General features: G+C 64.1%; 21 protein-coding genes. 16 read left to right on the top strand and 5 right to left on the bottom strand.

From position 1 onward, the window contains the following. Window positions 1-148 precede the first annotated feature (148 nt). From ACQCS0_RS11515 to ACQCS0_RS11440, 16 genes are all read left to right on the top strand, one after another. Window positions 149-1,894, top strand: coding sequence for an ABC transporter ATP-binding protein (locus ACQCS0_RS11515; protein WP_354224018.1), 1,746 nt, complete (start codon window positions 149-151; stop codon window positions 1,892-1,894). Next, window positions 1,891-3,705, top strand: coding sequence for an ABC transporter ATP-binding protein (locus ACQCS0_RS11510; RefSeq protein WP_354155848.1), 1,815 nt, complete (start codon window positions 1,891-1,893; stop codon window positions 3,703-3,705). Before ACQCS0_RS11515 ends, ACQCS0_RS11510 begins: the two co-directional genes overlap by 4 nt. Then, window positions 3,702-4,082 (top strand): GntR family transcriptional regulator, encoded by a 381-nt coding sequence (locus ACQCS0_RS11505; protein ID WP_354155847.1) that lies wholly within the window; start codon window positions 3,702-3,704, stop codon window positions 4,080-4,082. The genes ACQCS0_RS11510 and ACQCS0_RS11505 overlap by 4 nt, the downstream gene beginning before the upstream one ends. Before the next feature lie 47 nt (window positions 4,083-4,129). Continuing rightward, window positions 4,130-7,057: an excinuclease ABC subunit UvrA gene (uvrA, locus tag ACQCS0_RS11500; protein ID WP_354155846.1), complete on the top strand. Its 2,928-nt coding sequence runs from the start codon at window positions 4,130-4,132 to the stop codon at window positions 7,055-7,057. A gap of 78 nt (window positions 7,058-7,135) precedes the next feature. After that, window positions 7,136-7,849, top strand: coding sequence for an HAD hydrolase-like protein (locus ACQCS0_RS11495; protein ID WP_354155845.1), 714 nt, complete (start codon window positions 7,136-7,138; stop codon window positions 7,847-7,849). After that, complete coding sequence (locus ACQCS0_RS11490) at window positions 7,836-8,504, top strand: lysophospholipid acyltransferase family protein (RefSeq protein WP_282330735.1); 669 nt, start codon at window positions 7,836-7,838, stop codon at window positions 8,502-8,504. Before ACQCS0_RS11495 ends, ACQCS0_RS11490 begins: the two co-directional genes overlap by 14 nt. Window positions 8,505-8,516: 12 nt before the next feature. Next, the gene (gene uvrC / locus ACQCS0_RS11485) at window positions 8,517-10,523 is read left to right on the top strand and encodes an excinuclease ABC subunit UvrC (RefSeq protein WP_354155844.1); all 2,007 of its coding nucleotides are present in this window, start codon (window positions 8,517-8,519) and stop codon (window positions 10,521-10,523) included. 72 nt (window positions 10,524-10,595) lie between these two features. Continuing rightward, window positions 10,596-11,519: an RNase adapter RapZ gene (gene rapZ / locus ACQCS0_RS11480; protein ID WP_354155843.1), complete on the top strand. Its 924-nt coding sequence runs from the start codon at window positions 10,596-10,598 to the stop codon at window positions 11,517-11,519. After that, window positions 11,519-12,538: a uridine diphosphate-N-acetylglucosamine-binding protein YvcK gene (locus tag ACQCS0_RS11475; protein ID WP_354155842.1), complete on the top strand. Its 1,020-nt coding sequence runs from the start codon at window positions 11,519-11,521 to the stop codon at window positions 12,536-12,538. The genes rapZ and ACQCS0_RS11475 overlap by 1 nt, the downstream gene beginning before the upstream one ends. A gap of 9 nt (window positions 12,539-12,547) precedes the next feature. After that, entirely contained in the window at window positions 12,548-13,528 is a 981-nt protein-coding gene (gene whiA / locus ACQCS0_RS11470) for a DNA-binding protein WhiA (RefSeq protein WP_354155841.1), read from the top strand. 111 nt (window positions 13,529-13,639) lie between these two features. After that, on the top strand, window positions 13,640-14,266 hold the full coding sequence (locus ACQCS0_RS11465) for a superoxide dismutase (RefSeq protein WP_185263578.1): 627 nt from the start codon (window positions 13,640-13,642) through the stop codon (window positions 14,264-14,266). A gap of 264 nt (window positions 14,267-14,530) precedes the next feature. Then, complete coding sequence (gap, locus tag ACQCS0_RS11460) at window positions 14,531-15,541, top strand: type I glyceraldehyde-3-phosphate dehydrogenase (protein ID WP_354155840.1); 1,011 nt, start codon at window positions 14,531-14,533, stop codon at window positions 15,539-15,541. A 10-nt stretch (window positions 15,542-15,551) separates the two neighbouring features. Further along, a complete protein-coding gene (locus tag ACQCS0_RS11455; RefSeq protein ID WP_354155839.1) occupies window positions 15,552-16,778 on the top strand; it encodes a phosphoglycerate kinase in 1,227 nt (408 codons plus the stop codon). An 87-nt stretch (window positions 16,779-16,865) separates the two neighbouring features. After that, the gene (tpiA, locus tag ACQCS0_RS11450) at window positions 16,866-17,681 is read left to right on the top strand and encodes a triose-phosphate isomerase (RefSeq protein WP_354155838.1); all 816 of its coding nucleotides are present in this window, start codon (window positions 16,866-16,868) and stop codon (window positions 17,679-17,681) included. Window positions 17,682-17,732: 51 nt separating this feature from the next. Then, window positions 17,733-17,990, top strand: a complete 258-nt coding sequence (gene secG, locus ACQCS0_RS11445; protein WP_282330728.1) for a preprotein translocase subunit SecG — start codon at window positions 17,733-17,735, stop codon at window positions 17,988-17,990. Window positions 17,991-18,113: 123 nt separating this feature from the next. Then, window positions 18,114-18,509, top strand: coding sequence for an RNA polymerase-binding protein RbpA (locus ACQCS0_RS11440; protein ID WP_354155837.1), 396 nt, complete (start codon window positions 18,114-18,116; stop codon window positions 18,507-18,509). Here the strand turns inward: ACQCS0_RS11440 and pgl are convergent. The 5 genes from pgl to tal are packed head-to-tail and all read right to left on the bottom strand — an operon-like array spanning window position 18,462 to window position 24,551. Then, window positions 18,462-19,232 carry a 6-phosphogluconolactonase gene (gene pgl / locus ACQCS0_RS11435; RefSeq protein WP_426939555.1) on the bottom strand — a complete coding sequence of 257 codons (771 nt, stop codon included), beginning with the start codon at window positions 19,230-19,232 and terminating at the stop codon, window positions 18,462-18,464. The genes ACQCS0_RS11440 and pgl overlap by 48 nt on opposite strands. 37 nt (window positions 19,233-19,269) lie before the next feature. Then, complete coding sequence (locus tag ACQCS0_RS11430) at window positions 19,270-20,211, bottom strand: glucose-6-phosphate dehydrogenase assembly protein OpcA (protein ID WP_426938401.1); 942 nt, start codon at window positions 20,209-20,211, stop codon at window positions 19,270-19,272. After that, window positions 20,208-21,779: a glucose-6-phosphate dehydrogenase gene (gene zwf, locus ACQCS0_RS11425; protein ID WP_426939778.1), complete on the bottom strand. Its 1,572-nt coding sequence runs from the start codon at window positions 21,777-21,779 to the stop codon at window positions 20,208-20,210. Before zwf ends, ACQCS0_RS11430 begins: the two co-directional genes overlap by 4 nt. Window positions 21,780-21,794: 15 nt before the next feature. Continuing rightward, the gene (locus ACQCS0_RS11420; RefSeq protein WP_426939777.1) at window positions 21,795-23,429 is read right to left on the bottom strand and encodes a glucose-6-phosphate isomerase; all 1,635 of its coding nucleotides are present in this window, start codon (window positions 23,427-23,429) and stop codon (window positions 21,795-21,797) included. Window positions 23,430-23,435: 6 nt separating this feature from the next. Continuing rightward, window positions 23,436-24,551, bottom strand: coding sequence for a transaldolase (tal, locus tag ACQCS0_RS11415; RefSeq protein ID WP_354155763.1), 1,116 nt, complete (start codon window positions 24,549-24,551; stop codon window positions 23,436-23,438). Window positions 24,552-24,556 lie beyond the last annotated feature (5 nt).

The raw sequence follows: 24,556 nt of genomic DNA, 5'->3' as shown, positions 1-24,556 counted from the left end.
TCCATTCGTTTGAAGTTCTCGACATGGTCGGCAATGCCCTGTGACTAAGAAGAGAATGTGATGCTGGTTACAATGACGAATGCGGCTCCTGGGGATGGCACAACGGCCGGACCCTGACCAGCCTCCCAAATCCCGTCCTGGAGGTGCGATGCTTTTCGGCTTAATGGTCCGGCTTCTGGCTGGCCATAAGGGTGCCGTGGCCGCGATCGCTGCTCTCCAGCTCGTCCAGACCGCAGGCAACCTACTCCTGCCCACTGTTAATGCCGCCATCATCGACGACGGCATCGTGGCCGGGAACACCCCGGAAATCTTCCGCCTGGGCACTGTGATGGCTGTGATCGCCGCGGTCCAGGCAGCGGCGGCCATCGGCGCGGGCTACATCGGGGCAGTGGTGGCTATGAAGATCGGGCACCAGCTGCGCGCCGAGGTCTTCAGCAGGATCCAGTCCCTCTCTTCCCAGGAGGTGGCGGCCTTCGGCACACAAAGCCTCGTCACCAGGGCCAGCAACGACACCCAGCAGATCCAGTCGTTCACCGTCCTGGTTTTCACCACGCTGGTGGCGGCGCCGGTTATGGCGGCTGGGGGCGTCCTGCTGGCATGGCAGCAGGACATAGTGCTTTCAAGCGTCGTAATCGCCATCATGCCCATCCTGCTGCTGATCATGTATCTTATCGTCCGGCGCCTGGTGCCCCTTTACCGGCAGGGCCAGGAGCTCCTGGACCGGACGGGTGAACTCCTTCGCGAGCAGATCATCGGCGCAAATGTGATCCGTTCCTTCGTCCGGCAGGGACACGAAACACGACGGTTTGCGAAGACCAACAGCAGCCTAACCGGCAACAACCTTCAGTCGTCGCTGTTGGTTGCCGGCATGCTGCCGCTGATCATGATTGTGGTCAACCTGTCATCGGTGGCCGTGGTGTGGTTCGGTGGCCATCGGGTTTACGACGGCGGGATGAACATCGGCGCCCTCACGGCCTTCATCGCCTACATCCTGCAGATCCTGCTGGCAATCATGATGGCCATGTACGTGTTTATGACAGCTCCGAGGGCCGCCGCCTGCGCAGAGCGGCTGGGTGCCGTGCTCAACGCAAAACCATCAGTCCAGTACCATCAGATGTCCCGTGGGACCGGCCATGGGAGCCCACTGGATGGCGGCAGCGTCACCTTCAGGAACGTGAGTTTCTCCTACCCCGGCGCCGAAAATCCAGTACTTGAAGACATCAGCTTCACAGCCCGGCCAGGAACCATCGTTGCAATCGTCGGTTCCACGGGCAGCGGAAAATCGACACTCTTGAGCCTGGTGCCCCGTTTCGTGGACTCCACGGCCGGAACCGTCAGCATCGGCGGCCGGAACATCTGTTCCATGCCCTTGGATGTCCTCCGCCGGACCATGGCGGTTGTGCCGCAAAGGTCGCATCTTTTCTCCGGAACCATCGCCGATAACCTGCGCGTCGCAGCTCCGCAGGCATCCGACGGCCAGCTGTGGGAAGCCATGGAGACAGCCCAGGCGGCCGGCTTCGTCCGTGCGCTGCCACTGGGTATGGACACAGAGGTCGGGCAGGGGGGAACCACCCTCTCGGGCGGCCAGCGGCAGCGCCTCTGCATTGCACGTGCCCTCCTGCGGAGAGTTCCCGTCTATCTGTTTGACGACAGCTTTTCCGCGCTGGACTTTGCCACCGAGGCCCGAGTGCGGGATGCCCTGGAGTTGGCACTTCACGGCGCAGTGGTCATTGTCGTGGCGGAGCGGATCTCCACCGTTGCCGGCGCCGGCCAGATCCTGGTACTCGACGACGGCCGGTTGGTCGCAGAGGGGACGCACCTGCAGTTGCTGGAGACATCTGCCACCTACCGGGAAATCGCCGGGTCCCAACTGGCACTGGGCGACGCGCCATGATGGCTGTATCCGGCACCGGGGCGGCGTCCAACGGCTTCTGGCCCACTGCACGACGTGTCCTTGCATTGCTGCGCCCGTCGCGGGGCCGGATGCTGGGTGCCGTTGCGGCCACCTGCGCTTTTGTGTTCCTCAACGTAGCGGCGCCGAACTACCTCGGTGATGCCACCGATGTGGTGGTGGATGGGGTCTACAGCGGAGTGCTCGATGGGCAGCGGCTGGGAATCCTGCTGGCCGCCGTTGCCGCGATGTACGTCGGAGCTTCCCTGTTCAACTGGATCCAGGGAGCGTTGACAGCCAACGCGGTACACGGCCTGATGTATGGCCTCCGGGCATCCGTCCAGGCCAAGCTGCACCGGCTTCCTTCCACGTACTTCCAGACGCAGTCCAGGGGAGACGTCCTGAGCCGCGTCACCAACGACATCGACAATATTTCGCAAGCGCTTAGCCAGGTCCTCACGCAGCTGATTATGTCCATTCTGATGCTCAGCGGTGCCCTGGCCATGATGCTGTGGATCTCTCCTCTCCTTGCACTGATCGCTCTTGTTTCCGTGCCGCTGTCCACCCTTATCACCGTTCTGGTGGCCCGGAAATCCCAAGCACATTTTGCCCTTCAGTGGACCGAAACGGGTGCCTTGAACGCCCACGTGGAGGAGTTCGTCACCGGGCACGAGGTCATCAAGGCCTTCGGGTACCAGGACCAGGCGGCTGCAGCCTTTAAGGAAAGCAACGACCGCCTTGCCAGGGCATCGGCACGTGCCCAATATTCATCGGGCCTTGTACAGCCGTTGATGGTCCTCATTGCCAATGTGAATTACATTGCCGTGGCGGTGGTGGGGGCGCTCCAGGTCACCACGGGGGCCATGACCATCGGCGGGATCCAGGCGTTCATCCAGTTCAGTCGGCTTTTTACCCAACCTGTGGGCCAGATCGGCGGCATGCTCAACGTCATCCAGTCCTGCGTGGCATCGGCGCGCCGCGTGTTCGACCTGCTCGATGCTGAGGAGCTACCTGCTGAGCGTGAAGGTGATGGCCGCGAAGCCGGTCCGGGCGGTCGGATTGTGTTCAGCGATGTCACGTTCGGCTATGTCCGGGCTGACCCGGTGGTCCGTGGACTCTCGTTCACGGTGGAACCGGGCCGGACTGTGGCAATTGTCGGCCATACGGGCGCCGGCAAGACCACCATTGTTAATCTCCTCCAGCGGTTCTATGAGGTCGACGCCGGCAGCATCACCATCGGCGGTACCAACATCGCTGATATTCCGAGGGACGTCCTGCGTGAAGGTTTTGGGGTGGTGCTCCAGGATGCGTGGCTGTTTTCCGGCACCATCAAGGAGAACATCGAATACGGCCGGCCTGGGGCCACAGATGCTGAGGTCACCGCGGCGGCAGAGGCGAGCCATGTGGACCACCTCATCAGATCGCTGCCCGCCGGATACGACACGGTGCTGGGCAACGGCGGAGAGCCGCTCAGCCAGGGGCAGCGCCAGCTGATCTCCATCGCCCGGGCGCAGTTGGCGAACCGCGCTGTGCTGGTCCTGGACGAGGCAACCAGTTCGGTGGATTCCCGTACGGAGGCCCTGATCCGCCAGGCTACTCAGAGGCTGCGCCGCGGAAGAACAAGCTTTGTCATCGCCCACCGTTTGTCCACTGTCCGGGACGCTGATCTAATTCTGGTCATGGAACACGGACGCATCGCAGAACAGGGAACCCATCGAAGCCTCTTGGCAGCCAACGGCCGCTATGCGCGGCTGTACAACGCGCAGTTCGCCGGGCGTGCCGGCCGCACCGGCACGTTGGAGGCCGGACGATGACCTCAGGCGGTCCGTTCCCCGGCACCTGGAAGCCCAATCAGTCGAGCACGGTGCCACTGTTTGAACAGCTGCGCCTGCACGTAATCCGTCTGGCGGACGGTGGCGCCCTTCCGCCGGGAACCAAGCTGCCGGCGGTGCGTACGTTGGCGGGGCTGCTCGACGTCGCACCCCACACCGTTGCGCGGGCGTACAAGGAGCTGGAGGCAGCCGGTGTGGTGGCTACGAACGGCAGGAACGGCACCCTGGTGTGCGCGCGTGATGAGCGGGAGGATGCGCTGTCCCTTGCCGCCAACTCCTATGCATCGGTGGCAAAGGCCCAAGGTGCCACCTTTGCCGAAGCAGTCAAGCTACTGGCAGCAGCGTACGACGCCGGCTAGCCGGGCCCGCATGGAAATTCGAAGAAGTTTTCGATTAGCATTAGTGGGTGCCTAAAGCCGTAGCTGAAGAAACAGCAGTCGAATCCGTCCCCGTCGCCGTTACCCGGGCCTCAGCCATGCCTGCCCGGCCAGACCTCTCCCGCCTTGTGGTTAAGGGCGCGCGGGAGCATAACCTGCGCAATGTGGACCTGGATCTGCCCCGTGATGCCATGATCGTTTTCACCGGGCTATCCGGCTCCGGGAAGTCATCGCTGGCATTCGACACGATCTTTGCCGAGGGCCAGCGGCGCTACGTTGAGTCCCTGTCGGCCTATGCCCGCCAGTTCCTCGGCCAAGTGGACAAACCGGATGTCGATTTCATCGAAGGCCTCTCGCCTGCGGTATCGATTGACCAGAAGTCCACCAGTAAGAACCCCCGCTCCACGGTTGGCACCATCACCGAAATTTATGACTACATGCGTTTGCTGTGGGCACGCGTGGGTCGGCCGCATTGCCCCGTTTGTGGCGAGGTTGTGGCCCGGCAGACGCCGCAGCAGATCGTGGACCAGCTGCTTGAGCTTGAGGAGGGCACACGATTCCAGGTCCTGGCGCCGGTGGTACGTGGGCGCAAGGGCGAGTTCGTGGACCTCTTCAAGGAGTTGACAGCCAAGGGTTATTCGCGTGCCCGGGTGGACGGCGAGCTGATCCAGCTGAGCGAGCCCCCCAAACTCGGCAAGCAGTTCAAGCACACCGTTGAAGTGGTGGTGGACCGCCTGGTGGTCAAGGAAGGCATCAGCCAGCGCCTTACGGATTCCGTTGAAACGGCGCTTGGCCTGGCCGAAGGCCGGGTACTGGCCGAGTTCGTCGATCTGGACGCAGACGCGCCGGGACGGCTGCGGGCATTTTCGGAGAACCTCGCCTGCCCCAACGAACACCCCCTGGCCATCGATGAAATCGAGCCGCGCTCCTTCTCGTTCAACAATCCCTTCGGCGCCTGTTCCACGTGCAGCGGCATCGGTACACGGCTCGAGGTTGACGAAGAACTGATTATTCCGAACCCGGAGCTGTCGTTGTCCGAGGGCGCCATCGCGCCGTGGTCACTGGGCACCGCGACCACTGAGTATTGGAACCGCCTGCTCGAAGGGCTGGCAAATGAGCTTGGATTCTCCATGGACACACCCTGGGAGAAGCTGGGCAAGGACGTCCGCCAGACTGTCCTGCACGGCAAGGACCACAAGGTGGTTGTCCAGTACAAGAACCGCTTCGGACGGGAACGCAAATACAGCACCGGCTTCGAGGGTGCCATCCAGTACGTCCACCGCAAGCACGGTGAGACGGACTCCGAGTGGGCCCGCGACCGCTATGAAGAATACATGCGGCAGATCGCGTGCCCCGCGTGCAATGGCGCCCGGCTCAACCCCGCCTCGCTGTCCGTCCTGATCAACGGCAAGTCCATCGCAGATGTAGCGGCCATGCCCATGCGGGTGTGCGCGGACTTCCTGAACAACCTGGTCCTGACCGGCCGCGAAGCCCAGATCGCCCACCAGGTGCTTAAGGAAATCCAGGCCCGGCTGACCTTCCTGCTCGACGTCGGGCTGGAATACCTGAACCTTGAGCGCCCCTCCGCCACCTTGTCCGGCGGCGAAGCGCAACGGATCCGCCTCGCCACCCAGATCGGTTCCGGCCTGGTGGGCGTCCTTTACGTCCTGGACGAGCCCTCCATCGGCCTCCACCAGCGCGACAACCGCCGGCTCATTGACACCCTGACGCGGCTCCGGGACATGGGAAACACGCTCATCGTAGTGGAACACGACGAGGACACCATCCAGGTGGCGGACTGGATCGTTGACATCGGACCGGGCGCAGGCGAGCACGGCGGACAGGTCGTCCACTCCGGTTCGTACCAGGACCTCCTGTCCAACACCAAGTCACTGACCGGCGACTACCTGTCCGGACGCAAGAAGATCGACATCCCCAAGAAGCGGCGCAAATACGACAAAAAGCGTGAGCTGAAGGTCGTCGGGGCCCGTGAAAACAACCTGGTCAACGTTGATGCGGCCTTCCCCCTGGGCCTGTTCACCGCCGTGACCGGCGTCAGCGGCTCCGGCAAGTCAACGCTGGTCAACGAGATCCTCTACAAAGTGCTGGCCAACAAGCTCAACGGCGCCAAGCAGGTAGCGGGACGCCACAAGAGCATCATGGGCCTGGAGCACCTGGACAAGGTGGTGCACGTGGACCAGAGCCCCATCGGGCGCACCCCCCGGTCGAATCCCGCCACGTATACCGGTGTCTTTGACAACATCCGAAAGCTCTTCGCCGAAACCACCGAGGCCAAAGTCCGCGGCTACCTGCCAGGGCGGTTCTCCTTCAACGTCAAGGGCGGGCGCTGCGAAGCTTGCGCCGGTGACGGCACACTGAAGATCGAAATGAACTTCCTGCCGGACGTCTACGTTCCCTGCGAGGTGTGCCACGGCGCACGCTACAACCGGGAAACCCTTGAAGTGCACTACAAGGGCAAAACCATCGCGGATGTGCTCAACATGCCCATCGAAGAAGGTGCGGAGTTCTTCGCAGCCTTCTCGCCGATCGCCCGGCACCTGAACACGCTCGTGGACGTGGGCCTCGGCTACGTCCGGCTGGGACAGCCGGCAACCACCCTCTCCGGCGGCGAAGCCCAGCGCGTCAAGCTTGCCGCGGAACTGCAGAAGCGCTCCAACGGACGCAGCGTCTATGTCCTCGACGAGCCCACCACGGGCCTGCACTTCGAGGACATCCGCAAGCTACTGATGGTCCTGCAGGGACTGGTGGACAAGGGCAACACGGTGATCACCATCGAACACAACCTGGATGTCATCAAGAGCGCCGACTGGATCGTGGATCTTGGACCGGACGGCGGTTCCGGCGGCGGGCAGATCGTGGCCACCGGCACTCCCGAGCAGGTGGCGAAATCCACCAAGAGCCACACGGCATCCTTCCTCGCGGAGATACTGACTTAGGCGGTTGGCTTCCAAGGACGTATGCCGTGTCGGGCATGCGAGTTTCGGGCATGCTCGGTGTCGTGAGAAACTAAGCCGGTGACTCAAACAACAGTGCCCGTGATCTTTGACCTGGACGGCACTCTTGTCGATCCGGCCGGCGGTATATCCGACGGAATCGCAGCCGCCCTTGCCGCCGCAGGTCTGCCGGTTCCCGGCCAGGACGTCCTGCAGTCGATGATCGGCCCGAAACTAAGCGACGCACTCCAGAGTGTCTGCAAGGTTCCGGCCGAGATGCTCGATGAAGTCATCCGGACGTACCGGCAGTACTACCTGGCCACGGGGATAGCCCAGAGCCTGCTGTACCCCGGGATCAAGGAAGTGCTGGAGACTTTTGCTGCGGAAGGCAGGCCCGTGGCCGTCGCCACGCAGAAGCCCGAGGGGCTGGCCCAGATCGTGCTGGGCCACCACGGCATCGCCGGGCTGTTCCAGTCCATCCGGGGTTCGGCAGACAACGAACTCTCAACGGACGGTCCGGTAGGCAAGGCAGAGATCATCGCCGCCGCACTGACCGACCTGTCCACCCAGCATGCCGTTATGGTGGGTGACCGCGCCCAGGATGTGGCGGGAGCCATCGCCAACGGGCTAGACTGCATCGGCGTGGGCTGGGGATTCGCCCCCGACGGCGAACTCGAGGAAGCCGGGGCCGTCACCGTGGTGGACACCGCCGCGGGCATGCTCGCCGCCATCGGGCGCCTCGAAGCCATCCGCACCGCCGCGATGAGTGAGGTGCGCAACGATGGCGCTGTTTGAGGCGGTCCGCTGGACATTTCGCGGGCTCGTGGCGGGCACCTGCCGGCCCACCGTCGTCGGCCTTGAAAATGTCCCAAAAGAGGGGCCCTTCATTGTGGCGCCGAACCATCTCTCCTTCTTTGACAGCGTCATCGTCCAGGCACTGATGCCGCGGCCGGTGGCCTTCTTCGCCAAAGCCGAGTATTTCACCACGGGTGGCGTGAAGGGAAAGGTCATGAAATCCTTCTTCGAGTCTGTGGGCTCCATCCCCGTGGAGCGTGGCGAGCAGGCGGCGAGCGTCCAGGCGCTCAAAACTCTCTTGGACATCCTGGAGTCCGGCAAGGGCATCGGCATTTACCCGGAAGGCACACGGTCGCGGGACGGTATTCTCTACCGCGGCCGCACCGGTGTGGGTTGGCTTGCACTGGCAACCGGAGTTCCCGTGATCCCGGTCGGCCTGATCGGGACGGAAAATCTGCAGCCGGCCGGTGAGAAGGGCTTCAGGCCGCATCACTTCACCATGAAGGTGGGGGAGCCTCTGTATTTCGACAAGACCGGACCGGATCATTCGCTGCCGGCGCGCCGCCAGGTGACGGACCGCATCATGGATGCAATCGCCGAACTCAGCGGCCAGGAACGCTCCACCAGCTACAACCAAAGTAAGAGCACGGATTAGTAGAATGAAGTAGTGGCAGATCCAGCAACGTACCGGCCCCAGACGGGTGAAATTCCCACGAACCCCGGGGTGTACCGGTTCCGCGATCCACACGGCCGGGTCATCTACGTCGGCAAGGCTAAAAGCCTTCGCTCGCGCCTGAATTCCTACTTCGCGAACCCGGCGGGCCTGCTGCCCAAAACCCACGCAATGGTCCACACGGCCAGCAGCGTCGAGTGGACGGTGGTGGGCAGCGAGCTGGAGTCGTTGCAGCTGGAATACACTTGGATCAAGGAATTCAAGCCCCGGTTCAACGTGGTCTTCCGCGACGACAAAACCTATCCGTACCTGGCCCTCACCATGAGCGAGAAGCTCCCTAGGGTCCAGGTCATGCGGGGGGACCGCCGCAAAGGCACCCGGTATTTCGGCCCGTATACGGCCGGCGCAATCAGGGAAACAATGGACACTTTGCTACGGGTTTTTCCCGTCCGCAGCTGCAGCGCCGGCGTTCTCAAACGGGCCCAGGCAAGCGGCCGGCCTTGTCTGCTGGGCTATATCGATAAATGCTCCGCTCCCTGTGTTGGCCGGGTCACCCCGGAGGAACACCGGGTCTTGGCGGAGGACTTCTGCGCGTTTATGGGCGGTGAGGCTAAACGCTTCATCACCAAGCTCGAAAAGCAGATGGCCGAGGCTGTCAGCACTCTCGACTACGAGCGTGCCGCGAGGCTCCGTGACGACATCACCGCGTTGCGGAAGGTCTTTGAGCGTAATGCGGTAGTGCTCGCCGACGACACCGACGCCGATGTCTTCGCGCTGCACGAGGACGAACTGGAAGCCGCCGTCCAGGTCTTCCACGTCCGGGGCGGCCGGATCCGTGGCCAGCGCGGCTGGGTGGTGGAAAAAGTTGAGGATGCCACCACCCCGGATCTGGTGGAACACCTGCTGCAGCAGGTCTACGGCGACGACGGCGACAGCCATGGGCGGCTGCCCCGCGAAGTCCTGGTGCCCGTAGAGCCCAGCAACGCGGCGGAACTGACAGAATGGCTCGGCGGCCTGCGGGGAGCCAAGGTGGATATCAGGGTGCCGAAGCGCGGCGACAAGGCTGAGCTGATGTCCACTGTCCGTGAAAACGCCGAACACGCGCTCAAACTGCATAAGACCCGCCGCGCCGGGGACCTCACCGTACGCTCCCAGGCACTCCAGGAACTGCAGGAAGCACTGGACCTGCCCGTGGCGCTCCTGCGGATCGAATGCTACGACGTCTCCCATGTCCAGGGCACCAACGTCGTGGCGTCCATGGTGGTGGTCGAGGACGGGCTGCCCAAGAAGTCCGACTACCGGAAATTCTCCGTCACCGGGGCCGCCGCTGCGGACGACACCGCCGCCATGCATGATGTCCTGACGCGGCGCTTCCGGTATTACCTGCAGGATAAGTCGGCGCAGGTCGAGGCGTCCGCCCTGCCCGGGCATCAAGCCGCAGTGAAAGCAGCCGCCGATGCCGCCGTCCTGGACACCACTACGGCGGCGCCGCGAGCAAAATTCGCGTACCCGCCCAACCTGGTGGTGGTCGACGGCGGCCAGCCCCAGGTCAACGCCGCAGCCCGGGCGCTGGCAGAGCTTGGCATAGAGGATGTGTACGTCGTGGGCCTGGCCAAACGGCTTGAGGAAGTCTGGCTGCCGGACAGCGACTTCCCCGTGATCCTGCCCAGGACATCGCAGGGACTCTATCTGCTGCAGCGGATCCGTGACGAAGCCCACCGCTTCGCCATCACCTTCCACCGGCAAAAGCGCGGTAAGGCCATGACCGTCTCGGCGCTGGACGGCGTGCCAGGCCTTGGCGAGTCCAAACGCAAGGCACTGCTCACCCACTTCGGGTCCGTCAAGGGTGTCAAAGCCGCCACCGCGGCCGAGCTCACGTCGGCGAAGGGCATTGGACCTTCCCTTGCCAACGCCATCGTGGCCCACTTCAGCGGCGCAGATGCGGCCGGCGATGCAGTTCCGGCCGTGAATATGGCCACCGGCGAAATTATTGAAACCTAGGTAGGGTAAAGAACGCAGGTTTCCGCCATTGCGGTTGCCTGCCTTCATCTGGACAGAAACGGGGCGGAACGAATGGCAGACTCTACGGCGGAATCCGGGACAGGGCAGGACGGCATGACGCCGGTCAAGCCCGTCGAAGCGGAACTGCTGGTGGTCACCGGTATGTCAGGGGCGGGACGGAGCACCGCCGCGGACGCGCTGGAGGACCACGGCTGGTATGTCGTGGAAAACCTGCCGCCCCAGATGCTCGGCACCCTGGCCGAGATTGTGTCCCACGCGCCGCAGTCCATTCCGCGGCTGGCCGTGGTGATGGATGTCCGCAGCAAAGGACTCTTTCTCGACGTCCGAGCAGCCCTGGGCGCCCTCGCCGCCAGCGGTGTCAAGTTCCGGGTCCTTTTCCTCGACGCCAACGACGACGTCCTGGTCCGCCGCTTCGAGCAGGGCCGCAGGCCCCATCCCCTCCAGGAAGGCGGCCGGATCCTCGACGGAATTGCCACCGAACGTGAGGTTCTCAAGGAACTGCGCGACAGCTCCGACGTCGTACTGGATACCTCCACGTACAACGTCCACGCCCTGGCTACCGCCGTCACGGAACTCTTCAGCGATTCCGGTCCGGTAGCCCTGCGGCTCAACGTCATGAGCTTCGGCTTCAAGTACGGCCTGCCGGTGGATTCCAACTACGTTGCGGACGTCCGGTTCATCCCGAATCCGCACTGGGTTCCGCAGCTGCGCCCGCATACGGGCCTGGACAAGGATGTCAGTGACTACGTCCTCGAGGCGGAAGGCGTGAAGAACTTCGTGGACCGCTATGTCCTGGCCCTCGAGCCTGTCCTGGACGGCTACCGGCGCGAAAACAAGCACTACGCCACGATTGCCGTCGGCTGTACCGGTGGCAAGCACCGGTCGGTGGCGGTCGCCGTCGAACTTTCCAAGAAACTGGCACAGTATCCCCGCGTGACCGTGACCACCACTCATCGGGATCTGGGCCGCGAGTAATGGGGATGTTCACCGGGCCCCTCCCGCTGGTACCGATTTCCAGCGGAACGGCATCCGGCCAGCAGGACAAGGGCCCCAATGTTGTGGCGCTGGGCGGCGGGCATGGCCTGTCTGCTTCGCTTTCGGCGCTGCGGCTGCTTACCTCCGAGCTGACAGCCATTGTCACTGTGGCGGACGACGGCGGGTCTTCCGGGCGTCTGCGCGACGAGTACGGTGTCCTCCCGCCCGGAGACCTGCGGATGGCACTCTCCGCCTTGTGCGACGACACAGACTGGGGCCGCACGTGGCGTGACGTGATGCAGCACCGTTTCCGGCCCGGCCAAGGCCGCGGCGGATCGCTGGACGAGCACGCAATGGGCAACCTGCTCATCGTCACCCTCTGGGAGCTTCTGGGCGACACCGTGGCCGGACTGAAGTGGGCCGGCGCCTTGCTCGGCGCCCGGGGGCAGGTGCTTCCGATGTCCACCGTGCCGCTGACCATCGAAGGCGACATCCGCGTCTCCGCACCTGACGGCACGTCAGCGCTACAGACGATCCGCGGGCAGGCGCGCTGCGCCGTTGCGGGTTCGCTGGAACAGATCCGGCTCCTGCCCGAACAGGCGCCGGCCTGCGTTGAAGCCCTGACAGCCATCGAGCTGGCCGATTGGGTCATCCTCGGGCCGGGGTCCTGGTACACGTCCGTGCTGCCGCACCTGTTGCTCCCCGAAATGCGGGCGGCATTGAGTGCCACGGCGGCAAAACGCTGCCTCACCATGAACCTGGCAACGGACACCAAAGAGACCACGGGCATGTCTGCGGCGGACCACCTGTACGCCCTCCACCGGTATGCGCCAGACTTCAGCGTCGACGTCGTCCTGGCGGATCCCGCGTCGGTGCAGGACCGGCAGGAGTTCGAGAAAGCCGCCGGGATGATCGGCGCCGAGGTTGTCTTGGGTAAAGTGGGGGCGTCGGGCCGCCGACCCGTCCATGACCCCCTGCGTCTGGCAGCGGCGTACCACGACATTTTTGGGAACAGTTAGGAAGGTGCCATGGCACTGACATCATCGGTCAAGGAAGAACTGTCCCGCCTGGACATCAAGAAATCCTCAGTCCGCAAGGCAGAGGTTTCGGCCATGCTGCGCTTTGCCGGCGGCCTGCACATCATCTCGGGCCGGATCGTGATCGAAGCCGAGGTTGACCTCGCGTCAACGGCGCGCAGGCTCCGGGCGGCCATCGCGGAGGTTTACGGGCACCAGAGCGAGATCATCGTTGTCTCCGGCGGGGGACTGCGCCGCGGCAGCCGGTACGTGGTGCGGGTAGTCCGCGACGGCGAGTCCCTGGCCCGCCAGACAGGTCTGCTGGACGGCCGTGGCCGGCCGGTGCGGGGGCTTCCCTCAGCTGTGGTCAACGGCTCGGCCGCCGACGCCGAGGCCGTCTGGCGTGGTGCTTTCCTGGCCCATGGTTCGCTCACCGAGCCGGGCCGTTCGTCATCGCTGGAAGTCACGTGCCCGGGGCCCGAGTCCGCGCTTGCCCTCGTTGGTGCCGCCCGCCGTCTCGGCATCCAGGCGAAAGCCCGCGAGGTCAGGGGAGTGGACCGGGTAGTGATCCGCGACGGCGACACCATCGCCGCCCTCCTCATCCGGATGGGCGCCCACGACGCTCTGATGGTTTGGGAAGAACGCCGGATGCGCAAGGAAGTCAGGGCCACGGCCAACCGGCTTGCCAATTTCGACGACGCCAACCTGCGGCGCTCCGCGCAAGCGGCCGTGGCCGCCGGTGCCCGGGTTGACCGGGCACTTGAAATCCTGGGCGACGACGTCCCGGACCACCTCAAATACGCCGGCGCACTCCGCGTGGCCCATAAGCAGGCAAGCCTGGACGAGCTCGGGCGCCTGGCCGATCCGGTGATGACCAAGGACGCCATCGCCGGCCGCATCCGCCGGCTTCTGGCCATGGCGGACAAGCGGGCCATCGATCTGGGGATCCCCGGCACTGATGCCAATGTGACGCCTGAGATGCTGGACGAGTAGCGGCGCCCCTAGAATCAGAGCGTTCAACCTGATCATCCGGATGCCAGTCATCCGGATGCACAATCCGAGATTTACAACCCGGACAGACCGTCCACGATATTGGAGGATTTTGTGACCGAGTACGTACTGCCAGAACTCAGCTACGACTACGCAGCGCTTGAGCCGCACATTTCGGCGCGCATCATGGAGCTGCACCACAGCAAGCACCACGCCGCGTACGTTGCGGGTGCCAACAATGCCCTTGCCCAGCTGGCAGAGGCACGCGCAAAGGGCGACTTCGCCAACATCAACCGCCTGTCCAAGGACCTCGCGTTCCACACCGGCGGCCACATCAACCACTCGGTGTTCTGGAACAACCTGTCCCCGGACGGTGGCGACAAGCCCGAGGGTGAGCTGGCAGCTGCCATCGATGACGCCTTCGGTTCCTTTGACGCCTTCCGTGCCCAGTTCTCCGCTGCGGCCCTAGGCCTGCAGGGATCGGGCTGGGGATTCCTGGCCTACGAGCCGATCGGTGGCAACCTGGTCATCGAGCAGCTCTACGACCAGCAGGGCAACGTAGCACTCGGCACCACGCCGCTGCTGATGCTGGACATGTGGGAGCACGCCTTCTACCTGGACTACGTAAACGTCAAGGCTGACTACGTCAAGGCATTCTGGAACATCGTCAATTGGGCAGATGTCGCCAAACGCTTCGATGCTGCACGCACCAACGCTACGGGCCTCATTACCCTGCCGTAGTGACCTGCAGTACATGTACGTGTAACAAACTTCACATTTCGGCGTGATTTCGGCTGGAATGCGGTTGGTCCGCCCCCGCACTTGCGGGGGCGGACCAACTTAAACGTAAGATGGATCACGGAAGGCGGTCTGCCTTCAGCAACGTGGCTGGTCGCCCTCCGATCTGTTAATCATCTCTGCCCAATGGCGTGCGGGATCTGTTAGTTGGCTTCAATGCCCGCTCAACTAGTTAGTGCTTATTTAGGCACCAAGGAGACTGAACAAGTGACGACCCGTATTGGTATCAACGGCTTCGGCCGCATCGGCCGCAACTACTTCCGCGCAGCCCTCGCTCAGGGCGCGGACCTGGAGATCGTTGCCGTCAACGATCTCACCAGCCCTGAGGCGCTGGCCCACCTGCTCAAGTACGACTCCGTCGGCGGCCGCCTGAAGGAAACCGTTGAAGTCAAGGACGGCAACATTGTCGTCGACGGCAACGTCATCAAGGTTCTCGCCGAACGCGATCCCGCTAACCTGCCTTGGGGCGAGCTGGACGTGGACATCGTCATCGAGTCCACCGGTTTCTTCACCAAGGCCGCTGCCGCGCAGAAGCACATCGATGCAGGCGCCAAGAAGGTCCTGATCTCCGCACCGGCCTCCGATGAGGACATCACTATCGTGATGGGTGTCAATGACGGCCTGTACGACAACGCGGCGCACAACATCATTTCCAACGCGTCCTGCACCACCAACTGCCTGGGCCCGCTGGCCAAGGTCCTCAACGACACCTTCGGCATCGAGCGTGGCCTGATGACCACCATCCACGCCTACACTGCTGACCAGAACCTGCAGGACGGCCCGCACAACGACCTCCGCCGTGCGCGCGCCGCCGCCATCAATATGGTCCCCACCTCCACGGGTGCGGCCAAGGCGATCGGACTGGTCCTGCCTGAGCTTAAGGGCAAGCTGGACGGCTACGCCATCCGAGTGCCCGTCCCCACCGGCTCGGCCACTGACCTCACGGTCACCGTCTCTCGGGAGACCACCGTCGAGGAAGTCAATGCAGCGCTGAAGAAGGCTTCGGAGTCCGAAGAGTTCCAGGGCATCCTCACGTACACCGACGCTCCGATCGTTTCCTCGGACATTGTGGGGGACCCGTCGTCGTCAATCTTCGACTCCGGCCTGACCAAGGTCATCGGCAACCAGGTCAAGGTTGTTTCCTGGTATGACAACGAATGGGGCTACTCCAACCGCCTCGTGGACCTCACGGAGCTCGTCGCAGCGAAGCTGGGCTAGGGTTAGACACATGACATTCCACACCCTCAACGAACTGATCGCTGAAGGTGTCCGCGGGCGGCACATTCTTGTCAGAAGTGACCTGAATGTGCCGCTCGACGGCTCTACAGTGACTGACGACGGCCGCATTAAGGCCTCTCTGCCAGTACTGGGAAAGCTCACGGACGCCGGTGCCCGCGTGCTGGTAACAGCGCACCTCGGACGCCCCAAGGGCGCTCCGGAGGAAAAGTACTCCCTCCAGCCTGCCGTAGCGCGGCTCGCCGAACTCGCCGCCTTCAAGGTCTCGCTCGCGCAGGACACTGTGGGCAGCTCAGCGAAAGAACTCGCTGCCTCGCTTCAGGACGGCGAAGTCCTCGTCCTGGAGAACGTGCGTTTCGACGCCCGGGAGACCAGCAAGGACGACGCCGAACGCGGCGCCTTCGCGGACGAACTGGTGGCCCTGACAGGGCCCAACGGCGCCTACGTTGACGACGCCTTTGGTGCCGTACACCGTAAGCATGCCAGTGTGTTCGACGTCGCCACCCGCCTCCCGTCCTACCAGGGCGATCTCGTACACACCGAAGTGGAGGTCCTGCGGAAGCTGACGGCTGACACGCAGCGGCCCTACGTGGTGGTACTCGGCGGCTCCAAGGTCTCCGATAAGCTGGCGGTCATCGACAACCTCATCGGCAAGGCCGACACCATCCTGGTGGGCGGCGGCATGCTCTTCACGTTCCTGGCGGCAGAAGGCCACAGCGTGGCCGGCAGCCTCCTGGAAGAAGACCAGATCCCGGTTGTCCAGGACTACCTGAAACGGGCTGCCGGAGCCGGCACGGAATTCATCGTTCCCACCGACGTCATCGTGGCCAGTAAGTTCGCGGCCAACGCAGACTACGAGACCGTCCCCGCGGACGGCATCGAACGCAGCAGCTTCGGCGCACAGGGCATCGGCCTTGACATCGGTCCGGACTCTGCCGCCGCCTTTGCGGACCGGATCAAGGACGCCAAAACGGTGTTCTGGAACGGGCCCATGGGCGTCTTCGAGTTCGAAGCATTCTCCGGCGGAACCCGCGCCGTAGCCAAAGCCCTCACTGAGGCCGACGCGTTCACCGTGGTGGGCGGCGGGGACTCCGCTGCCGCCGTGCGGACGCTCGGCTTCGCTGACGACCAGTTCGGGCACATTTCCACCGGCGGCGGCGCCAGCCTGGAATATCTCGAAGGCAAGGAACTCCCGGGACTCAGCGTCCTGGACCGTTAGGACCCTGGACTGCCAAGTCCTCCGGCCGGCAGGGTGCCCGCGGGCACCCTGCCGGCCGCACACATATCAAGAACTTTTGGAGAACACGTGACTACGTCAACGAACGGCGCTTTTGACCGTACGCCTCTCATTGCGGGCAACTGGAAGATGAACATGGACCATGTCCAGGGCATCACCCTCCTGCAGAAGCTGGCTTGGACCCTGTCGGACGCCAAGCACGACTACAGCCGGGTCGAGGTGGTTGTCTTCCCGCCATTCACCGACCTTCGCGGTGTGCAGACCCTCGTCCAGGGTGATGAACTGGACATTGCCTACGGCGGGCAGGACCTCTCCCAGTTCGACTCGGGCGCTTACACCGGCGACACCTCCGGCCAGTTCCTGAACAAGCTGGGCTGCCGCTACGTCCTGGTGGGGCACAGCGAACGCCGCACCATCCACCTGGAATCCGACGACGTCCTCAACGCCAAGGTCAAGGCAGCGTTCAAGCACAGTGTCACTCCAGTCCTTTGCATCGGCGAAGGCCTGAAAATCCGCCAGGCAGGCACCCATGTCGAGCACACCCTGACACAGCTCCGGGCGAACGTCGCCGGTCTGGCTGCCGAGCAGGCGGCAGAGCTTGTGGTGGCCTACGAGCCCGTCTGGGCCATCGGCACCGGTGAAGTGGCCGGCCCGGAGGACGCTCAGGAGATGTGCGCTGCCATCCGCGCGGAACTGGCCACCCTCTTCGGCGACGATGTTGCAGCGAAGATCCGGCTGCTCTACGGCGGCTCGGTCAAGGCAAACAATGTCGCCGCGATCCTGAAGGAGCGCGACGTTGACGGTGTCTTGGTCGGCGGGGCCAGCCTCGATCCCGCGGAGTTTGCTAATATTGTCAGGTTCGAGAGTCACCTGGCGACGGGCTAGTCCGTCACGCAGTTCCAGGCTCCCGCAATTCCAATCTTCTGAAAGGCCGTCGTGGACGTTCTTCATGTCATTCTGCAGATTCTCCTGGGCATTACCAGCCTTCTGCTGACCCTGCTCATCCTCCTTCACAAGGGACGGGGCGGCGGGCTGTCGGACATGTTCGGCGGTGGTATGAGTTCCGGCCTCAGCTCCTCCGGGGTTGCCGAACGGAACCTGAACAGGTTCACCGTGATCCTGGGCGTCACCTGGGGCGTCGTGATCATTGGCCTCGGCCTGATTATGCGCTTCAGCGGCGCAGGGGACTCGTAGACTCTGCAACTGATCGTCGCCCGGCACTGCCGCGATGAGGATCTCCGAACTAAACTGTGGCTGTTGGCTCCCAACAGCCACAGTTTCGTTTAAACAGCGTCGTTTAAGCAGCCAGGAGTCCAGATGGTACATAGTGCGTCAGCGTTCCGCGGCACCCGGGTGGGTGTGACAGAAGGGGCCGGTCCCAAGAACCAGTCAGAAGCAGCCTCCGGCGAAAGAGTGCCCCGTATCCGGGTTTCTTTTTGGTGCGCCAAGGGGCATGAGACCCAGCTAGTCTTCCTGCGGCTGCCGGACGAGCAAATTCCCCCCCTCTGGGACTGCCGGCGCTGCGGGGCTCAGGCATCACGGGACGGCAAGGACGCCGACCTGTCCGACCCGTTGGGCGAAGGCTTTAAAAGCCATCTTGAATACGTTAAAGAACGGCGCTCCGACCAGGACGCCGAGGCTGTCCTGGCCGGAGCCCTGGAAAAACTACGCGCCGGTGGCGTCCTTGCGGACGAGTTGCTGCGGGACACGTGACGCCGCGTTTTCGTCGATAAGCCACAGGGTCCGGAAGGTCCCCCGCGGGCCTGCCGCCGGAACCTGCACCGGGTTGGCGCCAGCCAGGGCCAGGCCCACCGCACCGGCCTTGTCCTCACCGGCCACCACCATCCAGACTTCGGCCGCAGTGTTGATGGCGGGAAGCGTAAGTGAGATGCGTTGCAGTGGCGGCTTCGGCGAATTCCGGACGCCGACTACTGTCAGCTCCTTCTCCCGGATTCCGCCCTGCTCCGGGAAGAGAGAGGCCACGTGCGCGTCGGGGCCAACGCCCAGCAGCACCACATCCAGCCGCGGCAGGACTCCCGGCTGGTCCGGACGGTCGTCGGACATGTCAGCAGCATGTTCGGCCTGGGCTGCTTCGCGGAGCCTGCGAGCATAGTCCTCGGCGGCTTCCTCGGGCGTGTCGAAGTCATCCGAGGAGGCCGGCTGGTTGATCCTTGCCGGATCAACCGGAATGCTCGACAGGAGTGCATCAAACGCCTGCCTGGTGTTCCGGTCGGGATCGTCGGTACCGACGAACCGCTCGTCACCCCACCAAAAATTTACCCTGGACCAGTCGACGGCGGGCGCCGCCGGAGAATCCGCAACCGCCTTCAGCGTTCCAATGCCTACTGTGCCGCCGGTCAGCACCACCGTGGCCTCACCGTGCTTGTCCTGCACATCCACTAGCTTGGTGATCAGGCGCGCCGCAATCGCGGCCATCAGGACGGACGAATCGGGATGGATGCTAACTCTTGGCTCAACGCTCACTGGGTCGGACGCTCCTTAGATTGGTACGTGGCAGTCCAATAGTAATCACTTCGCCGAATACTTCGTCGGGGTCGAGGCGGCGGAGTTCTTCGGCGAGGCAGTCTTTGAGGCTGCGGCGTGGCAGGGAGATGCGTTGGGCGGGCTGGCCGGGCTGGGTGAGTTCCGCGACGGAGAGTCCGGGGCGGAAGAGCTGCACGTCGCCGGTGTGGCGGGTGAGCCTTACCCGGCGGATGCCGGTCCCGGCGGGGTCCGCGACGATGGTCACGGGCGCGTCCAGGGCCAGGGTCAGCCAGGCCGCGAGCAGGATCGTGGACGGGGAGTCGGAAGCGCCTTCGACGGCCACGGCGGTGACGGGTGAGGAGTCCACCTGGTCCAGGACCGCCGCGAGTTGGATCCGCCAGTTCGTCAGCCGGGTCCAGGCGAGGTCGGTGTCCCCGGCCTTGTAGGTGGCCCGGATGTTTTCCAGCGCCAGTTGAGGATCTGTTTCGTTCGCGGAGTCGGTGATCCGGCGGTGCGCGATCCGGCCCACGGAGGTTTCGCAGGCGTTCGCCGGTGCCCCGTGCGGCCACCAGGCCACGATCGGGGCGTCCGGGAGCAGCAGGGCCGCGACGAGGGATTCGGACTCGTGGGCGAGTTCGCCGTAGCCGCGGAGCACGATGACCTCCGAGGCGCCGGCGTCACCACCGACCCGGATCTGCGCGTCGAGCCGGTCCGGGGCCTCAGAGCCGGCGTCAGCGAGGACGATGATCCGGCAGGGGTGTTCACGGCTGGCCTCGTTCGCGGCCTCGATCGCTTCTTCCTCGAGCCCGGACCGGGTCACGACCACCAGGGTCAGGACCCGGCCCAGGGCGATCACACCGCCCTGCTCGCGCAAGGAGGTGATCTTCTTGGAAATCTTCGAGGTGGTGGTGTCCGGCAAATCTACAATCATGGCCTTCTCCAGGTTCGTCCGTCGCGGGCAAGGAGCTCGTCCGCCGAAGCAGGTCCCCAGGACCCCGGGGCGTAGGGTTCGGGCTGTTCAGTGAGCCCGGCCCAGTAATCTTCAAAAGGATCCAGGATCTTCCAGGACAGCTCCACCTCCGCGTGCCGCGGGAACAACGGCGGCTCGCCCAGGAGCACATCGAGGATCAGCCGCTCATACGCTTCCGGAGACGATTCGGTGAAGGAATGCCCGTACCCGAAGTCCATGGTCACGTCCCGGACTTCCATCTGCGTGCCCGGGACCTTGGACCCGAACCGGATCGTCGCACCCTCATCGGGCTGGACCCGGATCACCACCGCGTTCTGGCCGAAGTCATCCTCACCATGGTCACGGAAGAGCAGGTTCGGGGCGCGTTTGAACACCACCGCGATCTCCGTCACCCGCCTCCCCAAACGCTTACCCGCCCGCAAATAGAACGGCACACCGGCCCAGCGGCGGGTATGGATATCGACCCGGATCGCAGCGAACGTCTCGGTCTTCGAATCCGCCGGGATACCCTCTTCCTCCAGATAACCCTGGACCTGTTCCCCGCCCTGCCAGCCACCGGCGAACTGCCCGCGCGCCGAATGCGTCGACAAATCCTCCGGGAGTTTCACCGCGGCAAGGACCTTTTCCTTCTCCGCCCGCAGATCGTCCGCGTTAAAGGAAATCGGCTCCTCCATCGCCGTCAACGCCAGCAACTGCAGCAGATGGTTCTGGATCACGTCCCGGGCCGCACCCACGCCGTCGTAATACCCGGCCCGGCCGCCCGTGCCGATGTCCTCGGCCATCGTGATCTGGACGTGGTCCACGTAGTTCGCGTTCCACAACGGCTCGAACAACTGGTTCGCGAACCGCAACGCCAGGATGTTCTGGACCGTTTCCTTCCCCAGGTAATGATCGATCCGGAACACCGCATCCGGCGGGAACACCGACTCCACAATTTCATTGAGCGCCCGGGCAGACTCCAGATCATGCCCGAACGGTTTCTCGATCACCACCCGCCGCCACTTCTCACCCTCGGCCTGCGCGAGCCCATGCTTGGAAAGCTGCCGGCAGACCTGCTCAAACGCCTTCGGCGGAATCGAGAGGTAAAACGCGTGATTACCCCGCGTTCCCCGAGTCTGATCGAGCTCATCAATGACTTCACCGAGCCGCTCAAACGAATCATCGCCGTCGAACTCGCCCTGGACAAAACGGATACCCTCGGCGAGCTGGTCCCACACCGCCCCATCAAACGGGGTCCGGGAATACGCCTGAACCGAAGCCTTCACCTCGGCCGCGAACTCCGCATCAGACCAGGAGCGGCGGCCGAAACCCACCAACGCGAAGCTCGGCGGCAACAACCCACGGTTCGCCAGGTCATACACCGCCGGCATGAGCTTCTTACGGGCAAGGTCACCGGTCACTCCAAAGAGCACCAACGAGGACGGACCGGCAATCCGGTTCAGTCGACGATCCCGCGGATCCCGCAACGGGTTGCGGCCTGGCCGTCCCGAGCGCGTCGCGGAATTCCTGCCGTTTTCAGTTTCTGGCATGTTTGCTGTTGAGCCTTAGTTTTCGGTGACGGAAGCTAACCGGGCTGCAACTGCTGCAATGATCTCCTGCAGCTGTGCAACGCCGGCGGCGCGGTCGGTCAGGTGCAGTCGCAGGACGGGACGGCCATGGCCGGCCAGGACCTGGGCGTCGCCAGCGGCCTGGGCGGAAATCAATTCCCCCAACGTGAATGGACGGTCCGGGATGGCCAGGTCTTCGGCAGGAGCGGCCGTGATCTGGAGAAAAACTCCGATGGCGGGTCCGCCCTTGTGGAACTGCCCGGTCGAGTGCAGGAACCGCGGGCCCCAGCCGAACGTGACGGGACGGCGGCTGACGCCGGCAAGCGGGTCGCGGATGCCTTCGAGCTCCGCGAAAGCCAGCCGGTCAAGGTAGGCCTGGACACTAAGGTAGCTGTCCTCGGCGAGGGTTCCCAGCAGTGCGTTGACGGCATCTTCTGCAGTCGCTGCGTCGCCCAGCCAGTCTCCACCGCGGACTTCAATGACGCCGTCTACGAAGGCGGCCGGGGTCGGTTCGGGCTGGGCGTCCAGCAGGCCGCGGGCCGCAACCTTGGCTGCCTCCACGTCCGGCTGGTCAAACGGGTTGATGCCGAGCAGGCGCCCGGCCACCGCAGTGGCGAACTCCCACACCATCATCTGGGTGGCCAGGCCGCCCGCGATGGCTACTTCGTTGTTGCCGAGTTCGACGTCGGCATCCGCGGCTACCAGCCGCACCACCAGGACGTCCGGGGCACCGGAGGTGACCTCCGGTGACGTGGGTCCGGCCACCACCGGCAGGACGCCGGTGCCGAGCTTCCCGGTGGATTCGGCAATGAGCTGTTCGGCCCAGTCAGCGAAGCCCACAATGCCGGAACCGTCCTCGGCGATGACAATCTTGTTGCGCAGCGGATTGGTTCCGCCCAGGGCCGCTCCGAGGGCCAGCCCGATGTTCTCGGCGGCGTCCTCGTTCAGGATCTCAGCGGCTTCCTCGGCCTCATCCAGGAAAGCCTGGATGTCCACACCGGCAAGGCCCGAGGGGACCAGCCCGAATGCCGTGAGGGCGGAGTAGCGGCCCCCCACGTTCGGATCGGCGTTGAAGACGGCACGGTAGCCGGCCTCACGCGAGGCTTTGTCCAGGGGGGAACCAGGATCGGTGACGATGATGATCCGGCTTTTCGCATCGATGCCGGCTTCGGTGAAGGCGTGCTCGAAGATCCGGCGCTGGGAGTCGGTCTCCAGGGTTGAACCGGACTTAGACGAAACCACAATCGCGGTTTCGGCCAGCCGGTCCGCGAGGACAGCCCGGACCTGGTCGGGGTCGGTGCTGTCCAGCACTGTCAGCTCGACGCCAGCGGTGGCGGCGATGACCTCGGGAGCCAGCGAAGATCCGCCCATGCCGCAAAGCACAATGCGGGTCACGCCGTCAGCCTTGAGGGCGCCCCGGAGTTCGAGGATGCTGGGCACGAGGGCCTGTGAGACGGTGGCCGCTTCAACCCAACCAAGGCGGACAGCTGACTCGGCCTCCGCATCGGGACCCCACAAGGTATGGTCCTTGGCGAAGATCCGGGTGGCAATGCGGTCCGTGACGAGGGCGGGCAGGTGCTGTTCGAGTGCCTGCTGCGCGGCACCGGTGGCATCGTAGCTGAGAGTGCTCATAGTGGGTTAGGAAGCCTTCCGTGCAGCGGCAAGGGCACCTTCGACGTCGCCCAGGAGTTCCTTCCAGCTGGCCACAAACTTGTCGAGGCCTTCGGATTCGAGGAGCGCGACCACCTCGTTGTAGGAGATGCCCAGTGCGTCCAGTGCGTCCAGTGTGGCGTTGGCCTCGGTGTACGTGCCGGTGATGGTGTCCCCGGTGACGACGCCGTGGTCGAACGTGGCGGCCAGGGTCTTCTCCGGCATCGTGTTCACAACGCCGGGGGCAGCCAGCTCGGTGACGTACAGGGTGTCGGGGTAGGCCGGGTCCTTGACGCCGGTGGACGCCCACAGCGGACGCTGCGGACGGGCGCCGGCTTCGGCCAGCAGTGCCCAGCGCTCGGTGGCGAAGAGCTGCTCGTAGACCTGGTAGGCCAGGCGGGCGTTGGCTACGCCGGCCTTGCCCTTGAGGGCCTTGGCTTCGTCGGTGCCGATGGCGTCGAGGCGCTTGTCGATCTCGGAGTCCACGCGGGAGACGAAGAACGAGGCCACCGAGTGGATCGTGGACAGGTCGTGGCCGTTTTCCTTAGCCTGCTCCAGGCCGGACTGGAACGCGTTGATGACGGCGCGGTAGCGCTCGAGGGAGAAGATCAGGGTCACGTTGACGCTGATGCCCTCGGCCAGCGTCGCGGTGATCGCTTCGAGGCCTTCGAGGGTTGCCGGGATCTTGATGTGGACGTTGACCTTGTTGACCTTCTTGTAAAGGTGCTTGGCTTCGGCGATGGTGCCGGCCGTGTCCCAGGCGAGGCGCGGGTCAACTTCGATGGAAACGCGTCCGTCGACACCGTTGGTGGCTGCTGCCACCGGTGCGAAGAGATCGCAGGCGTCAGCGACGTCGGTGGTGGTGATTTCGAAGATGGTCTCCTCGACGCTGGCGCCGGCTGCTGCCTGGGCCGCGATTGTGGCGTCGTAGTCCGTGCCGGCGGTGATGGCGGCGTGGAAGATGGACGGGTTGGTGGTCACACCAACGACGTTCTTCTCTTCGATCAGCTTCTGCAGCGTGCCTGTTTCAAGGCGGCTGCGGGAAAGGTCATCGAGCCAGATGGATACTCCGGCGTCGGAGAGCTGCTGTGTGGGGGTAGTCATTTTTT

This window comes from Pseudarthrobacter sp. S6 (genome assembly GCF_050156575.1).
Lineage (GTDB): Bacteria > Actinomycetota > Actinomycetes > Actinomycetales > Micrococcaceae > Arthrobacter.
Note: the sequence above shows the minus strand (reverse complement) of the source record. Positions and strands in the feature narration are given on the sequence as shown.

Coding starts and splice junctions, on each gene's coding strand:
- ACQCS0_RS11515 (WP_354224018.1), top strand. CDS start 149: ATGCTTTTCGGCTTAATGGTCCGGCTTCTGGCTGGCCATAAGGGTGCC.
- ACQCS0_RS11510 (WP_354155848.1), top strand. CDS start 1,891: ATGATGGCTGTATCCGGCACCGGGGCGGCGTCCAACGGCTTCTGGCCC.
- ACQCS0_RS11505 (WP_354155847.1), top strand. CDS start 3,702: ATGACCTCAGGCGGTCCGTTCCCCGGCACCTGGAAGCCCAATCAGTCG.
- ACQCS0_RS11490 (WP_282330735.1), top strand. CDS start 7,836: ATGGCGCTGTTTGAGGCGGTCCGCTGGACATTTCGCGGGCTCGTGGCG.
- rapZ (WP_354155843.1), top strand. CDS start 10,596: ATGGCAGACTCTACGGCGGAATCCGGGACAGGGCAGGACGGCATGACG.
- ACQCS0_RS11475 (WP_354155842.1), top strand. CDS start 11,519: ATGGGGATGTTCACCGGGCCCCTCCCGCTGGTACCGATTTCCAGCGGA.
- whiA (WP_354155841.1), top strand. CDS start 12,548: ATGGCACTGACATCATCGGTCAAGGAAGAACTGTCCCGCCTGGACATC.
- ACQCS0_RS11455 (WP_354155839.1), top strand. CDS start 15,552: ATGACATTCCACACCCTCAACGAACTGATCGCTGAAGGTGTCCGCGGG.
- ACQCS0_RS11440 (WP_354155837.1), top strand. CDS start 18,114: ATGGTACATAGTGCGTCAGCGTTCCGCGGCACCCGGGTGGGTGTGACA.
- pgl (WP_426939555.1), bottom strand. CDS start 19,232: ATGGCCGCGATTGCGGCGCGCCTGATCACCAAGCTAGTGGATGTGCAG.
- ACQCS0_RS11430 (WP_426938401.1), bottom strand. CDS start 20,211: ATGATTGTAGATTTGCCGGACACCACCACCTCGAAGATTTCCAAGAAG.
- zwf (WP_426939778.1), bottom strand. CDS start 21,779: ATGCCAGAAACTGAAAACGGCAGGAATTCCGCGACGCGCTCGGGACGG.
- ACQCS0_RS11420 (WP_426939777.1), bottom strand. CDS start 23,429: ATGAGCACTCTCAGCTACGATGCCACCGGTGCCGCGCAGCAGGCACTC.
- tal (WP_354155763.1), bottom strand. CDS start 24,551: ATGACTACCCCCACACAGCAGCTCTCCGACGCCGGAGTATCCATCTGG.